The following is a 15,087-nucleotide window of genomic DNA, read 5'->3' as shown; positions in this document are numbered from 1 at the left end:
ATAGTCACAAAGAAAAGTCGGTCGGAATTTGAGCGTCAGGGGGAAAGGCTCCTAAGCACGAGGCTCGAGAGCAGCCCGGGAGCAGTTTCCGTGTAGTCGAGGTTCTGCTGCAAAAGCAGAGGATTCATGTACGGGCGCATCACCAAGTAGATGGCGCTCGTGGCTTCGTCCAACGGCGTCTTGCGCTCGAAGTCTCCGGTTTCCCGACCCTCCTGCAACACCGCCCGCACTACCTTCTGGATGCGCTCCTCGTAGGCGAGTACTGCCTGCCACCGTTCGGTCGCTGCCGAGGCGGCGATCTCGTACAGCTTGCGGTCGCGGGAGAACAGTCGAAGACTGGCCTCCGTCACGGTTCTGAAAAGCCGCCGGAGCTTGTCGGGCGGTGACTCGGCTTCTGCGAGAGCAGCGCTGACCTCGGCCTCGATCTCGCGCAGGCAGTTCGCGCAAATCATCTCGCCGATGGCCTGCTTGGACTCGAAGAACTTGTAGATATAGGCCTTGGAGAAACCAATGGCTTTGGCCAGATCGGAAACAGTGGTCTTTTCGTAGCCGTAGCGGCTGAAGTGCTCGGTGGCGGCCGCCACGATTTGGTCTCGCACGTCATGGTCCACAGGACCGCGAGCGGGAGCGGGAGCGGGATAAGGGGTGGAGTTCATGGGCTCCAGCTTACGCCAGTCGGGAAAGTTGAACAACTTGTGACTATTTTGTATTATAGTCACCAGATATCCCGAGGAAAGCTTATGTTACCCAAACGCTACCTTGCGTCTCTCGTCGTTGCTAGCCTAGCAACCGGTTGCGCTGTCGGCCCAGATTACATGGAGCCCGACGTGTCAGTTCCGCGACGTTTCGAGGGACAGACCGCCGTGGAGCACCGTCCCGCCAACGCCGGAGCCGATCTGTCCGCGTGGTGGGTCGGGTTCCATGACCCGCAACTGACAGGTTTCGTGCACCTCGCGCTGGAACGAAACCTGGATCTCGCACAGGCATTCGCCCGCGTAGAACAGGCCCGTGCCGGCCTCGGTGCCGCAAATGCAGCGTTGCTGCCCTCCGGGAACGTCGGTGCCGACGCCGCACGGGCATACCGTTCCGTCGAAACGCCGTTAGGCAGAGTCCTGAATGCGCAGCCCGGTTTTGACCGATACGGCAATGCCTTTGAGGCTAATGTCAACGCGAGTTGGGAGGTGGACCTATTCGGCGGACTGCGTCGCGGCAGGGAAGCAGCGCTCGCCGAATACCAAGCCTCCAAGGCCGGTGCAAATGCCACGCGGCTGGCCGTCGCCGCACAAACCGCTGACATCTACATCACTGTCCGTGGCTTGCAGGCGCGCCTGAAGGTGGCGCGTCACCAGGTCCAGACGCAGGAAGAACTGCTCTCCACCATCAACCTGCTGTACGGCAAGGGGCTGGCGGCCGAGCTTCAAGTCAGGCAGGCCGAAGGCGCGCTGGCCCAGGTTCGCGCGTCGATCCCCCAACTTGAAGTCGGCTTGGATGCAGCGATGAACGCGCTCGACGTGATACTTGGCGCGCTGCCGGGGGCACATCGCGCGGAGTTGGGACAAGACGGCGATATCCCGGCCGCTCCACAGATCGCGACCAGCGGATCGCCGGGCGAATTGCTGAGGCGCCGGCCCGACCTCATCGTTGCCGAGCGCCGCCTGGCGGCTTCCAATGCGCGCATTGGCGCCTCCATTGCGGAGTTCTACCCGAAGTTCTCGATCAGTGGCCTGATCGGCAGCGCCACATCTGTGGGCGCCGGAAGCCTGTTCGGCAGCGGTGCCAGTCAGTATGCCGGCGTGCTCGGCCTGCGCTGGCGCCTGTTTGACTTCGGCCGCATCAATGCGCAAATCGATCGGGCCAAGGGGGAAGAAGCTGAAATGCTGGCCGCGTACCGACTCGCCGTGCTGCGCGCTACGGAAGACGTGGAAAACGCCTTCTCTGCCCTGGTCAAGCGCGAAGAGCAGGCAGCTTTGCTCACACAAGGCGTCGATTCTCTCAGCCGCGCGCGTAATGCTTCTTTTGCCGCCTATCAGAAAGGCGTGGTCAGCCTGATAGAAGTCCTGCAGGCCGACGAGAACCTGTTGCGTGCGTCAGATGCGCGCGTCCAGGCACAAACGGAGTCGGCACGCGCTGCTGTCGCGGCATTCAAGGCACTGGGCGGTGGCTGGCAGCCTGACGAATCGACCGCGGTTGCAGGCCGATAGTCCCTCCGTGAATGTGGATGGGGTTCGAGCGCCGCGCGCTTCGAAATACCCGAGTTTCCGCGTCTCGCCTTATCCATTCAGAAGGAAACCTCCATGTCCAATTCCAAAGTTGTCGTGATTACCGGTGTGTCTTCTGGCATCGGCCGCGCCACCGCAGCGAAGAATGCGCTTCACGGCTGACGGGTATTCGGCACCGTGCGGGACCTCGCAAAAGCGCAGCCGCTGCCAAGCGTTGAACTGATCGAGTTGGATATCCGCGATCAAGCGTCCGCCTATTTGCGCGGGCCGAACGCATCGGTGTGCTGGTGAACAGTGCGGGCGTAACGCTGCTGGGCGCAACAATGCCAACGTTCTTGGAATCAGCAATGTCCGAAACTGCCCCACACAAAATATTGGTCCTACGCTTCGGCTCTTCGGACCCTGCGGTGCCTCCGGTTGCACGTTAGGACGGTCAGTAACGCGTAATCCATGGAAATCTCCGGCCGTCACATGCTGCAATCCCCCTTAAGCTAAGGAGGTAAGCGATGGATGATCATACCCAGAAGCTCGTCTGCAAATGCGGGGCCCCCGTCCGGATTCGCGAAGTGCATTTCGAAGTCGGAGGCAATGAGGCCTTGGACTGGGTGCCATGTCCGCTGTGCTACCGGAAGCTCTACCAAATGAGCGTCGAAGGGGTCGTTTCAGCGGAGCTGGTTTCGGGGGCGGAGTGGGACTAGAAGGTTTCGGAGATCTGGGCCATCCGTAAGCGCTTGCAGCTCGGCGCTATCACGAGAGACTTGGCGATGTTCAACCTCGCCCTCGACAGCAAGCTGCGCGGGTGCGACCTGATTCGCCTCCGAGCTCAAGATATCAGTGTAGGAAGCCAGGTTGGCATGCGTGCAACGGTCATGCAACAGAAGACGCATCGACCCGTGCAGTTTAAGATTACTGGACAGACTCGGGAATGCTTCCAGGCTTGGATGCGTGCGACGTGGCTGAGCTGCGGCGACTTCCCTATTTCCCAGTCGGTTGCTTTCCTCGCCCCACCTATCGACCCGACAGTATGCACGATTGTTTCATCGGTGGGTGGCGTCGATCGGCCTCGATACTTTCGCTTCGGGACGCATTCAATCCGGCGAACTGGGTCTCTTTGATCTACCGACGGACCCGGAACCTGGGAGCCGTCCAACTGCTCCCTCGATCATATAGAGCTCGAGAGCGCCGTCAGGTATTTGGGGATTGAGGTTGATGACGCTTCGAAGGTTGCAGAGCAAACCGGAGTCTGACCTTACATCCGGCCGGCAGGCGATCGACGTCACCGGCAGAGTGTACCGGTTCAACCGGAAATCGCGAGAGCAGGTGGTTATTGCTGCGGTGACCGAGGCGTTCTAGGCAAGGTCTTACCGGAGCGCGGAACGATTCCCGGCCGGAAAGGCGTACCGCAGGTATACTTCGCGGCATCGCCGATTCGCCGTCCGTCATCCGTGAACAGCCAAAGCTTCGACCCGCGCGTGAACGACCATTACGATTTCACGGAACAGGTGGGACACCTCCTGCGCCGGGCCTATCAACGGCACGTCGCCATCTTCCAGCAGACCATTCCTGATTCCCAGCTCACGGCCGGTCAGTTTGTGGTGCTTTGTGCCGTGCAGGAGCAGGGATCGTGCTCCCTCAGCGAGATTGCCCGCGCCACGGCCATCGATCAGGCCACCGTGCGCGGCATTATCGAGCGCCTGAAGTCCCGCGAGCTGATCGTGGTGTCCCACGACGCGCGCGACCGCCGCAAGGTGGTGGTGCTGCTTTCCCCTGCCGGGCAGGCTCTAATCGACGAAGTGGTGCCGTTTGCGCAGGACATCAGCGAGCGTACCATGGGCGGCCTGAACCCCGCTGAACGCGTGGCGCTGCTCTATCTGCTGCGCAAAATGAGCGAACTAGACGACCTGCGCCCGGACGTCACCGCCGAATCCGACAGCCCGGCCTGATCACCAGCCACCGGCCACCCGACGGGCCCCGCGGACCGCCCGTCGCCCTACCCTTCCCTCTGCTCCCTGCCCCCGAGAATCCCTCCGGACATCGCCGCGTCAATTTATCTTAGAGATCGAATTATTATTGACATGGCCGCGCCACGCGCTAGTATTACGTCATGTACTTCGACGTCTAAGATTTCGATGTGCGACAACCCTGCTTAGGAGCCCACCCATGTTTGACATTTTCGCCACGGACAAGCTGATCGACCTTTGGCTGACCGAGGACATCGGCATCTGCGACCTGACGGTCCAGACCATGATCGAGCCCGGGGAGACCGGCTCGTTCTGTATGAACGCGCGGGAGCCGATGCGCATTGCAGGCATCGACGTCGCCGCCCGGATCTTTGCGCGCTACGATCCGTCGCTTTCCATCGACGTGCGCGTGGTGGACGGCGACAAGGTCGAGAAAGGTGCGATCCTGCTTAACGTGAGTGGCAATGCCCGCAGTGTGCTGACGGCCGAACGCACGGCGCTGAACATCATGCAGCGGCTCTGCGGCATCGCCAACCACACGGCCACGTACGCTCAGGCCATCGCGCACACCAAGGCGCGCCTGATCGACAGCCGCAAGACCACGCCGGGCTTGCGAGCGCTGGAAAAGCATGCCGTCACGTGCGGCGGCGGGCTGAATCACCGCCTGAGCCTGGACAACGGCGTGATGATCAAGGACAACCACATCGCGGTGTGCGGCAGCATTGCAGCCGCCGTCGAGCGCGTGCGCCGCAAGCTCCCTGTGCTGACCAAACTGGAAGTGGAGTGCGACCGGCTCGAACAGGTGCACGAAGCCCTGGCGGCCGGTGTGGACGTCATCATGCTGGACAACATGTCGGTGCCCGACATGAAAGAGGCAGTGCAGATCGTCAACGGCCGGACTAAGGTCGAGGCGTCCGGCGGTATCCGGCTCGAAACGATCCGTGCCGTGGCGGAAACCGGCGTCGACTACATCTCAACGAGCAAGATCACCCAGTCGGCCCCGGCCGTCGACATCGGGCTCGACGAAGCCTGACAGCCACCTGTTGATTGTCGCGCCTTCCACCCGAGAAGGCTTCACCCTCGCCGGCCCGCCGGCCGAGGGCCTTTTGCATTGGCTTCGGGACAGCCGCGACGATCCTAGAGATCGGCCAGCAGACGTCCGACTTCTTGCGTGGACGGCACGCGCCGACCCCGCTCGGCCAGCGCCATTTCGTCGGCCACCAGGCGCTGCGCGATCGTTATCAGCACGCGGCGCGTGGTCAGCACATCCTCCTCGCTGACCCCCTCCACGCTCAATGTATTGACCTCGGTCGCCAGCGGCTCCAGCTTGCGCCGCAGGGCTCGCCCTGTCTTGCTCAGGAACACGTGCACCTTCTTCTTGTTGCCCGGCAGGTGCGTACGCTCGACATAGCCGAGCGCTTCGAGCGCCTTGACGGCAGCGAACGTGGTGGGCTCCGTCACGCCGGCGCGTTCGCTGAGCTCGCGTTGCGACAGGCCGTCGTGTCGCCACAGGATCCGCAGGATGGTCCAGTGGCCATACGACACCGAATGCTCGGCCAAGCGCAACTGCAGCGCGCGGATATACGCTCGGGCCGCGTCCTTAACCAGATGGGCAAGGCGTTCTTCCTCGATCTCGTCGGAAGGCGTGATGGAGACAGGACTATCCGGCTTTCTTGTGGCCATGGCGTAAGCGGGTAATGACAAAGGCAGCGCACATGATAGCGCCTCCGGCATGACATCGCCGCGCGCTCCCGCTTGACATCGATGTAGCGCTCACAACATCAGTGCGCCGTGCGCGCTGCTGAGGCATGGGGCACCGAGGGCGCGCATGGCGCCCTGCGCGTTTTCCCTGAGAAACGGCCGGGTCCGGCGTACACACTGGATTTGCGGGAGCTGGCCCGTCCCTTGCATCAACTTAGACATCGAACTTTTCTTGACAGCGTTTCGGCCGGTGCTAGCATAAGCCTACAACTTCGACGTCTAAGTTAATCATGAAAGAGACCGGCACATTTTTTCTTGTGGTAGGCCCCAGCGGCGCGGGCAAGGACTCCCTGATCGATGGTGCACGCGCGATTCTCACCAGCGGCTACCGGTTCGCGCGGCGGGTGATCACGCGGCCGACCGGTTCTCCGGGAGAGGATCACGAAGGCGTATCCGACCTGGAGTTTGCGCATCGCCAGGAGGCTGGCGAGTTCCTGGTCACGTGGGACGCTCACGACTTGCGTTATGGCCTGCCCACCGCGCTTTTGGACACGCTGGCCACCGGTGTGCACGTCATTGCCAACGGCTCGCGCAGCGTGGTGGCGGAGCTTGCGGCCCGGCTGCCCCGCTTTACCGTGGTGATGGTGACCGCTCCACATGACGTGCTGGCCCAGCGCATCGCGGCGCGTGGCCGCGAATCGGCCGAAGCGGTGGGGCGGCGGGTCGCACGCCAGGCGATGCCGCTGCCGGATGGCGTGCGCTGCATCACTGTATCGAACGACAGCACACTCGAAGTGGGCGTGGCTCGCTTTGTCGAAGCGCTGCGGCAAGGCGCGCCCAGTGGTACTCCGCCAGTCAGCCACCTCAACCTACGCGCGAAGATCCGTGGCGATGCGCTGGACGAGGCCGCCTACGTGGCCGTGTTGCGCGACGCCATCGCTGGCCGCTACACCGAAGCCGAGTTGACCCAGTTCTTGATCGGCGCCACGGCCAGCCTGAGCGACGCCGAGGTGGTGGCACTGGCCCGCGCGCGCACAGCCTTTACGCCGCGCATCGATTGGGACGAGCCGCTGGTGGTGGACAAGCACTCGCTGGGCGGCGTCCCCGGCAGCCGCATCACGCTGATCCTCGTGCCCATCGTCGCGGCGTACGGGCTGGCGATGCCCAAGACGTCGTCGCGCGCCATCACCTCGGCGGCAGGCACGGCGGACGCGATGGAAACCGTCGCTCGCGTGGACCTGGCGCAGGCAGATGTGCGCCGCTGCGTGGCCCAGGCGCGCGCCTGCATCGCCTGGAACGGCCGCCTTAATCACTCCATCGTCGACGACGTGATGAACGCGATCACGCGGCCGCTGCAGATCGACTCGCGGCGCTGGTCGGTGGCATCGATCTTGTCGAAGAAGTACACCGCCGGGGCCACCCACGTCATGGTCGACCTGCCCTACGGGCCGCAGACCAAGATGGCTAGCCGCGCCGACGCCGAGGCGCTGGGCGCCCTCTTCGAGCAGGTTGGCAAGGGGCTTGGCCTGCACGTGCGCGCGATCGCCACCGACGGCAGCCGGCCCATCGGCCGTGGCATCGGCCCCGCACTGGAAGTGCGCGATGTCATGCAGGTCCTCGACAACAACCCGGCGGCCCCAGCGGACCTGCGCGCCAAGGCGCTGCGCTTTGCCGGCGAGATCATCGCCTTCGACCCGCGCGTCGGCTCGGCCGAACAGGGCCTGGAAATTGCGACGCGCCTGCTTGCGTCGGGCGAGGCGAAGGCCGCTTTCGATCAAATCGCCGCGGCACAGGGTCGCCATGCGGCACCAGTGCTGCCCAGTGCCCTCATCCACGAGATTCGCGCCGCACGCGCCGGCCGCGTGGCCTCCATCGAGGGCGTGCAGGTGTCTGGCGTGGCCCGCGCTGCAGGCGCACCGCGCAACGCCGGTGCAGGCCTAGACCTACTGTGCACGATTGGCGCGCATGTGGAAGTGGACCAGGCGCTGTACCGAATCCACGCCGCGTCTCCCGAGGCGCTCGCAGCCGCCGTGGCGCTGGCCTGCGGCGAAGGCGCTGACGCGATACGCATCGACCCCGATTGACCGGCTTTCCCCTTTCCTTCACCCTAACCGACGAGGTAAACACATGAGACCCCTATCCGTCGTCAGCAGTCTGGCATCGCTGCTGTTCGTGGCTGGTACGCTTGGCACCCTGCCCGGTCGTGCGCAGGCCAACATTGCGAGCGCGTTTCCCCAGAAACCGATACGCGTGGTCGTGACGTTTCCGGCTGGCGGCGGCACCGACGCGCTTGCGCGGCTGATTGGCGCGGACTTGAGCAAGTCGCTGGGCCAGCCCGTGGTGGTCGACAACCGCCCCGGCGCGAGCGGCAATATCGGCGCGGAGTTCGTGGCGAAAAGCCCGGCGGACGGCTACACGCTACTGATCGTCAACAGCAGCTTTGCGATCAACCCGAGCGTCTTCAAGAAGCTACAGTTCGACCCCAAGGGCGACTTCAGCGCCGTCATCACTTTTGCCTCGGTGCCTTCGGTGATCGCGGTGCCGTACCAGTCAAAGCTGCGCACGTTCAATGACCTGCTCGCCGCCGGCAAGAGCGGCACGCCGCCCAGCTACGCCTCGTGCGGCAATGGCACGCCGCAGCATCTGGCTGGCGAACTGCTGAAGGTCTCCGCTAGGATGGAAATGCTGCATGTGCCCTACAAGGGCTGCGCCCCGGCCATTGCCGATGTGCTGGGCGGTCAGGCCGACGTCAGCGTCAACACCCTGACCAACACGGTGCCCTATCTAAAGAGCAACAAGCTGCGCGCGTTGGCCGTTACGTCCAAGACCCGCTCGCCGTTCCTGCCCGACGTACCAACCGTCAGCGAACTGGGCCTGTCGGGATACGACGTTGACCAATGGTTCGGCATTCTGGCGCCTGCCCATACCCCGCCCGACATCGTGCGGAAGCTTAATGCCGAGATCGCGAAGGCGGTGGCCCGGCCCGAGACCAAGGCCACGCTCGCGCAGCTTGGCTTTGCCACCACGACCAGCACACCGGCCGAGTTCCAGAAGCTGGTGACCAGTGATATCGATCGCTGGCAGAAGTTCGCGACAAAGATCAACCTGCTGGTCGACTGACCCGCCGGGTCACCGCCCAGGTCACAGCAGGCCGACCCCTTTTTCCCCCTTCCTCCGCAACGTCACGCCTCGGGCGCCACGCCAGCCCCCGTGAGAGCGCGTTCGTCCCTGCGATCTGGACCCAACGTCCAGGCGTCGGGGGGCTGCGCGCCGAATTCCCGTGACGTACGGAGGAAGTCAGGGCATCTCCAACCGTCATACCAATACAATGAGCCAATCACGCCTTTCCTTTCGGCATGTCGCGCTAGCCGCGGCCATGCTCGCCGCGCCGGCGACACACGCGCAATCGTCGGTCACGCTGTACGGGGTAGCCGACGCCGGCATCGAGTTTCTAACCCATGCCGATGCCGCCAACCACAGCCTGACGCGCATGGCGTCCGGCAACTTGTCGGGCTCACGCTGGGGCATCCGCGGCACCGAAGACCTCGGCAACGGCCTGCAGGCGCTGTTCGTGCTGGAGAGCGGCTTCGACATCGACGCCGGCACGTCCGCCCAGGGCGGACGCCTGTTCGGGCGCCAGGCCTACTCGGGCCTGTCATCGCCGTACGGGCGCGTCACGCTGGGCAGGCAGAACAACATCCTGTATGACATCCTGATCAACTACGACGCCATGGCTGTGTCCCCGCGCTATTCCATTTTCATGATGGATACGATGACCGCCGGCCGCTACGACAACACGGCCAAGTATGTCGGCAGATTCGGCGGCCTCACGGTGACGGGACTTTATGCGTTCGCGCGCGGTACGTCGCTGTCGGGCGGCGGCATGGCCAGTGAAGTGGCCGGGAATCCGCAGAGCGACCGGGCAATCAGCGGCGGCCTGGAATACAACGCGGGCAACGTCGGGATGACGGTGATCTACGACATGCAGCAAGGCACCACCGGCATCGCGGGCCAGAATCCGTCCCAGAAGGACCAGCGTCTGGCTGTAGCCGCGACCTACAAGCTCCCCAATGCCAAGGTGTACGCGGGGTACCGCTGGCTTAACGGCAACATTGGCACGACGGCCACCGTGCCTTCGCGCCGCGCGGACCTGTACTGGATTGGCGTGGGATACCAGCTCACGCCAGCGCTATCGTTCAGCGGTGCGGCTTATCTGCTGGATGACCGGCGCGGCAATGGCAACGCGTGGAGCGCCGCGCTGCTGATCGACTATGCTTTCTCCAAACGCACGGACGTCTATGCGCAGGCTGCCTATGTACGCAACGACGACGGCGCGCGCATCGGCCTCAACGGGCCGGCGACGACCATCGGGCTGCCCGGCACCAACCAGCTAGGCGCGGTGGTCGGCATCCGCCATAAGTTCTGAGCACTTGCCTCGTTTTCTTCGCAAGACGGGAACGGGGCATCGGTTACACGGCTGCAAAGGGGCTGGAACACGCTTGCCGGAGCACCTCCGGTGTGAAGGGCGCCCGCGTCAGGCGGACGCCGGTGGCATCGAACAGCGCGTTGGCAATTGCCGGCGCACCGGGCAGCGATGCAGATTCCCCAGCGCCTAGGGGACTCTCCCCCTGGCGCGGCATCAGCAGAACGTCGATGTCGGGCAGATCGGTGAAGCCAGCGATGGGATAGCTGCCCCACTCGCGGCTGGCTACGCCCTGGGTATCGAACCGCACCTGCTCGCGCAGCACGCGGCTCAGGCTCTGCACCACGTTGCCATGAATCTGGTGGCGCACGCCGTCCGGGTTCACCATCAGGCCGGTGTCCTGCCCCACATGCAGCCGCGTCACGCCTACGTTGCCGGTGGCGGGGTCCACCTCCACGTCAACGATCCAGGCCGCCCAGGCGGCGCCGAAGCCAGGGAACTTGCTGTGGATATAGCGGGCATAGGCAATGCCGCGCCCGCGCAGCAGGCCGTCCGCCCCAGGCTGTCCGCGTGATCCGCGTATGCCCTCGTGCCACCCGGCGGCCTGCGCCAGTGCCACCAGCAGTTCGCAGGCGCGGGTGTCGGGCAGATGCCGCAGGCGGAACGCCAGCGGATCGGCGCCGCACTGGTGCGCCAGTTCATCGATGAAGGACTCGTGCGCGAAGGTATTGGGTAGCGCGGACACGCCGCGCAGCCAGGATGCGCGCGCAATAGCAGGCGTGTCGTCACAGGCGATGTCCATCGCGCGATAAGCGTAGGGGGGCACGGAGGTACGGTCGCCCATCTCCAGCATCCGCGGCGATGACGGCACCCGCCCGGTCAGCAGCAACGCCAGCACCGGCGCGTCATTCGACGGATAGCGCGTCAGGAACTCGTAGGCGGTCAGCGCGCCGTCGGCTTCCGCACCGCCGCGCACGTCCATCAACTGCGCCGCGCCCTTGGGCTCCCAGAGATGCTCCTGTTCGCGGCTGAGCTGCACGCGTACTGGGCGGCCCACCGCGCGCGACAGCAGCACCGCGTCGGCAGAGACGTCGTCAGCGCAGTTGCGGCCATAGCAGCCGGCGGCCTCCATCCGCACTACCTCGATGGCGCCTTCGTTCAGACCCGTCAGGCGCGCCATGTCGATACGGAGTACATGCGGATTCTGTGTCCCCGACCAGAGCGTCAGCCGGCCGTCGCGCCAGTCTGCCACTGCGCACGACGGCCCGATTGAGCCGTGCATCTGGTAGGGCCAGACATAGGTCCTTTCCAGCCGATGCGCGCTGGCGGCCAGTGCCGCGGAGGCTTCGCCGGTCTGCAGCAACGCGCGGCGGCGTGCCGGTGCCGCGCGCAGCGCCGTTTCGGGCGCGTTCAGATCCGGCAACGGTGGCACCGGCTTCCATCGCACCTTGAGCCGCCGCGCGGCCTCGATGGCCTGCTCCTCGCGCTCGGCCACCACCCCAACGAAGTCGCCCTCGGCGTAGACCCGCACCAGCCCCGGTACCGACGCCACCGACGCCTCGTCGACGTCGATCAGGCTTGTGCCGACGAAGTCGCCGCTGTCGCGACCGGCGTAAGGCGGCCGGATGACGCGACCGTGCAGCATGCCCGGCAAACGCACGTCGTGCACGAACGTCAGCTCGCCGGTGGCCTTGGCCGGGATATCGACGCGCGGCGCGCTGCGACCCACCACGCGGTACTGGTCGGCCGGCTTGGTCGGCACGTCGTCGGCCAGCGGCAGTTCGATGTGCTCGCCGCCGAGCAGCGCTGCCAAGTCCACCGTGCCTCCGTCGGCCCGTTTGACGAGCCAGGCGCGGGCCTGTGCGGCCGCCCGGCGCAGCGGCAGCGACGAAATCTGAATCGACGCGCTGGCAATGGTGGGCCCTTGGTTAGGCGTGGCCTCGGTATGGCCCAGCACCATGGTGACCGTGTCCGGTTCGACGTCGAGTTCTTCGGCCACGATCTGCGCCAGCGCCGTGCGGATGCCGGTGCCCAGGTCGACGTGGCCGTTGAAGGCCAGAATTTGGCCCGAGGCGCGGATCGCGATGAAGATGTCGGGCAGGTCGGAGACGAAATCAGAGGCGGCGCCGGGCTGGCCCGCCGACGGGCGCGGCGCCGCGGCCGCCGGCCGCGTTACCAGCAGCACGCCGGCCTCTCGGAACAACGTTTCACGCAATGCGCGGGGTGTCTCTGACATCGTTCGTCCTTCCATGCCGCACGCTCATGATGCGCGGCTATACTGGCAACCGCGCCGGCGTACAGGTCCGCCGGCGCCTTGTTGGAATTCTTCCGGACTACGGCCCGCATGCCCAAAGACACGAACACCGCGCCCGCCCGCCCCGGTACCCGCGCCCGCCAGGCTCAAGACACCCGCGCCAAGATCCTCAAGGCCGCCATCAAGGTTTTTGCGCAGCGCGGCTACGACGGCGGGCGCATCGAGAGTATCTCGTCGCTGGCCAATACGTACGACCGGATGATCTACTATTACTTCGGCAGCAAGGAGAAACTGTTCATCGAAGTGCTGGAGACCATCTACCTGCAGCTCAACGAGGCCGAGCAGCAACTCGTGCTGGACCCTGATGACCCGGTTCGCGCGCTGACGCAGCTCATCGACTTCGTCTGGCGATACTACCTTGACCATCCCGAGTTCGTCGCCATCCTCAACAGCGAGAACCTGAGCCGCGCGCGCCATGCCAGGAAGTCCGAGCGGCTCAACGAGATCTCGGGCTATGCGCTGTCGGTGCTCGACGGCATCCTGGCGCGCGGCATCGCGGCCGGCACGTTCCAGGCGGGCCTGACCGCGCGCGACGTGTACCTGATCATCGCGTCGCTGGGCTACTTCTACAACTCGAACCACCATACGCTGAGCGCTTTCCTGGGCGAGCCGATCATGCGCGCGGAGGCCGTCGCGCACTGGCGCGACGTCATCCAGCGTACCGTACTCAATGCCGTGTGCCATCGAGCCGAGATCCTGCCCGTGGAAGCCACGCGGGCGCCGCGCAGGCCGCGCGGCCGACCCCGCCGGGTGGCCTAGGCCGCCACGGCCTCCGCCGCGCCGATGGCCGACAGCGCGGCATCGCGCGGCATCACCATCGCGTACTTCTGCGACATGTCGAAGAGGTTCGCGTCGTGCGGACCGATGGCGCGGTCGCCAACGCAGTCGGACAGCACCAGCGGACGGAAGCCGTACGACATCGCGTCGACCACGCTGGCCCGCACGCAGCCGCTGGTCACGCAACCAGCCACCAGCAGCGTCTGCACGCCGCGCTGCGCCAGCCACGCGGCCAGCGACGTGCCGAAGAACGCCGACGGCACGGTCTTGCGCACCACCAACTCGCCGGGCGCCGGCGCAAGCTGCGGCACGATCTGGCTCGACGCGCCGTCCTCCTTCAGCGTCAGCATGCCAGGCACCTTCAACGTGAAGATGTTGTGGTCAGCGTCGTCATCGGCAAACACGATCCGGCTGTGCGCCACGGGCCAGCCCATCCGTCGAGCGGTAGCCAGCAGCGGCTGCGTGGCGGCGATGGCCTCGGGGATGTTGCCACCGCCGAACACGGCCGGATCGGCAAAACCATTGACGAAATCGATGATCAGCAGGCCGTAGGGGGCCTTTAGTTCCATCGCCGTGCCAAAACCCTGGCGGCGGTACGTCTGTTCTTCTTCATGCATGAGCGGGCTCCTGGCTGGGATGGGTTGCGCCGTCCAGCACCTTGCCGGCGGCCACCACGGGCTCGCCGTCCAGCCTGACTGTGCAGCGGCGCAGCGGAATGTCGATATGGCACGCCGTGGTGCGGCTGCCGCCTGCTTCGTTGTTCGGGCCGAACGAGCACAGAAAGTTGCCTTCGTAGGCTCGTGCGTCCATGCCGATGGTGGCTTCGCGGTCGTACATGGCCAGCGTCGACCAGCGGGCGCGCGGTTGCAGGCCCCAGCCAACGTGCGACATCGCATACGACTCGGGGTCGTTAAACGATGCCATATAGTCGGCCAGCAGCTCGGCATCCAGCCCGCCCTCGATGTTCGTCACGTAGCCGTTTTGCACGGTCACGTGGATCGGCTCCTGCACATAGGACTTCATTGGCAGCAGGATATCGCCGCGATCCAACACCAGGTGTCCGTTAGTGCCGCCCTCGTTTGGCCAAGTCAGCACGAAGCCGCTGGGCCAGTGGTCCCAGCGGCCGGGCTCGTCGACAAACCCGTACTCGCTGATGGCCGGGAACTCGCCCAGGTCGCAACGTAGATCTGTGCCCGCGTCAGAAGTGATGTGCATGGTCCGGGCTCCCGACAGCCGGGCGGTGGCGGCCTTGACGCGCACGCGGTCGGCTTCCGTGGGCACCAGTCGGACCAGCACTTCGGGCGGCTCCACGGCCAGCAGTATTCTGGTGCCCGTGGACAGGATGTCATGCTGCTCCGGCGAGAACAGCAGGGTCATCAGGTCCAGCACCAGGTCACTGGCCTTCAACGCTGCGATGGCGGCGGGGTTGCCGGTGAGCGGCGTGGTGCCCAGATAGGCCAGCGCGTCGCGGCTCAGCGCCTTTTCGCCGTTGACGGGCGGCAAGTCAAGCCGGTTGACGACGGCGCCCATCGACGCCGCCGCCACCAGCGCGGTGCGCAGCGTCTGCGGGTGGGTATCGGCCCCGGTCAGCACGGTGACGGTCTGCCCCGGCTCCAGTTTCGACAGCATAAGGACCTGCTTCCACGCGCAGGTCAGGTCATAGTCACTGACGGCCATGATGGGCTCCTTGCA

Annotated in this window: 12 protein-coding genes and 2 pseudogenes; 9 read left to right on the top strand and 5 right to left on the bottom strand. The window is 65.1% G+C overall.

Going from position 1 to position 15,087, the window contains the following annotated elements; translation table 11 throughout:
* Window positions 1-35: 35 nt before the first annotated feature.
* Window positions 36-656: a TetR/AcrR family transcriptional regulator gene (locus tag EPAKOI_RS25660; RefSeq protein ID WP_423194732.1), complete on the bottom strand. Its 621-nt coding sequence runs from the start codon at window positions 654-656 to the stop codon at window positions 36-38.
* An 84-nt stretch (window positions 657-740) separates the two neighbouring features.
* Here EPAKOI_RS25660 and EPAKOI_RS25655 point away from each other — a divergent pair, with 84 nt between their 5' ends.
* The 5 genes and pseudogenes from EPAKOI_RS25655 to nadC all read left to right on the top strand — a co-directional run bounded on the left by EPAKOI_RS25655 (window position 741) and on the right by nadC (window position 5,213).
* The gene (locus EPAKOI_RS25655) at window positions 741-2,201 is read left to right on the top strand and encodes an efflux transporter outer membrane subunit (protein WP_423194731.1); all 1,461 of its coding nucleotides are present in this window, start codon (window positions 741-743) and stop codon (window positions 2,199-2,201) included.
* A 93-nt stretch (window positions 2,202-2,294) separates the two neighbouring features.
* A pseudogene (locus tag EPAKOI_RS25650) lies at window positions 2,295-2,572 on the top strand (SDR family NAD(P)-dependent oxidoreductase); the annotation flags it as partial.
* A 411-nt stretch (window positions 2,573-2,983) separates the two neighbouring features.
* Window positions 2,984-3,466, top strand: a pseudogene (locus EPAKOI_RS25645) (tyrosine-type recombinase/integrase).
* Window positions 3,467-3,691: 225 nt separating this feature from the next.
* The gene (locus EPAKOI_RS25640) at window positions 3,692-4,162 is read left to right on the top strand and encodes a MarR family winged helix-turn-helix transcriptional regulator (RefSeq protein WP_423194730.1); all 471 of its coding nucleotides are present in this window, start codon (window positions 3,692-3,694) and stop codon (window positions 4,160-4,162) included.
* Window positions 4,163-4,379: 217 nt separating this feature from the next.
* Window positions 4,380-5,213: a carboxylating nicotinate-nucleotide diphosphorylase gene (gene nadC, locus EPAKOI_RS25635; protein ID WP_423194729.1), complete on the top strand. Its 834-nt coding sequence runs from the start codon at window positions 4,380-4,382 to the stop codon at window positions 5,211-5,213.
* Window positions 5,214-5,317: 104 nt separating this feature from the next.
* Here the strand turns inward: nadC and EPAKOI_RS25630 are convergent, their stop codons facing one another.
* Window positions 5,318-5,863 (bottom strand): MarR family winged helix-turn-helix transcriptional regulator, encoded by a 546-nt coding sequence (locus tag EPAKOI_RS25630; protein WP_124687069.1) that lies wholly within the window; start codon window positions 5,861-5,863, stop codon window positions 5,318-5,320.
* Window positions 5,864-6,171: 308 nt separating this feature from the next.
* On the opposite strand from EPAKOI_RS25630, the gene phnN reads away from it, so the two are divergent.
* The 3 genes from phnN (at window position 6,172) to EPAKOI_RS25615 (ending at window position 10,307) form a co-directional block, all read left to right on the top strand.
* Entirely contained in the window at window positions 6,172-7,965 is a 1,794-nt protein-coding gene (gene phnN / locus EPAKOI_RS25625; RefSeq protein WP_423194728.1) for a phosphonate metabolism protein/1,5-bisphosphokinase (PRPP-forming) PhnN, read from the top strand.
* Between the two features lie 43 nt (window positions 7,966-8,008).
* Entirely contained in the window at window positions 8,009-9,001 is a 993-nt protein-coding gene (locus EPAKOI_RS25620; protein WP_423194727.1) for a tripartite tricarboxylate transporter substrate binding protein, read from the top strand.
* A 208-nt stretch (window positions 9,002-9,209) separates the two neighbouring features.
* Entirely contained in the window at window positions 9,210-10,307 is a 1,098-nt protein-coding gene (locus tag EPAKOI_RS25615; RefSeq protein ID WP_423194726.1) for a porin, read from the top strand.
* A 43-nt stretch (window positions 10,308-10,350) separates the two neighbouring features.
* On the opposite strand, the gene EPAKOI_RS25610 is transcribed toward EPAKOI_RS25615, so the two are convergent.
* A complete protein-coding gene (locus tag EPAKOI_RS25610; RefSeq protein WP_423194725.1) occupies window positions 10,351-12,555 on the bottom strand; it encodes a molybdopterin cofactor-binding domain-containing protein in 2,205 nt (734 codons plus the stop codon).
* A 93-nt stretch (window positions 12,556-12,648) separates the two neighbouring features.
* Here EPAKOI_RS25610 and EPAKOI_RS25605 point away from each other — a divergent pair, with 93 nt between their 5' ends.
* Window positions 12,649-13,377 carry a TetR family transcriptional regulator gene (locus EPAKOI_RS25605; protein ID WP_124686860.1) on the top strand — a complete coding sequence of 243 codons (729 nt, stop codon included), beginning with the start codon at window positions 12,649-12,651 and terminating at the stop codon, window positions 13,375-13,377.
* Here EPAKOI_RS25605 and EPAKOI_RS25600 read toward each other — a convergent pair.
* Window positions 13,374-14,012 carry an N-carbamoylsarcosine amidohydrolase gene (locus EPAKOI_RS25600; protein WP_423194724.1) on the bottom strand — a complete coding sequence of 213 codons (639 nt, stop codon included), beginning with the start codon at window positions 14,010-14,012 and terminating at the stop codon, window positions 13,374-13,376. The two genes, EPAKOI_RS25605 and EPAKOI_RS25600, sit on opposite strands and share 4 nt — an antisense overlap.
* On the bottom strand, window positions 14,005-15,072 hold the full coding sequence (locus EPAKOI_RS25595) for a 2,5-dihydroxypyridine 5,6-dioxygenase (protein ID WP_124686858.1): 1,068 nt from the start codon (window positions 15,070-15,072) through the stop codon (window positions 14,005-14,007). Before EPAKOI_RS25595 ends, EPAKOI_RS25600 begins: the two co-directional genes overlap by 8 nt.
* Window positions 15,073-15,087 lie beyond the last annotated feature (15 nt).

This window comes from Cupriavidus sp. H18C2 (assembly GCF_049393795.1).
Lineage (GTDB): Bacteria > Pseudomonadota > Gammaproteobacteria > Burkholderiales > Burkholderiaceae > Cupriavidus > Cupriavidus pauculus_C.
The sequence above is the reverse complement of the archived record's forward strand: the minus strand, read 5'-3'. Positions and strand labels throughout refer to the sequence as shown.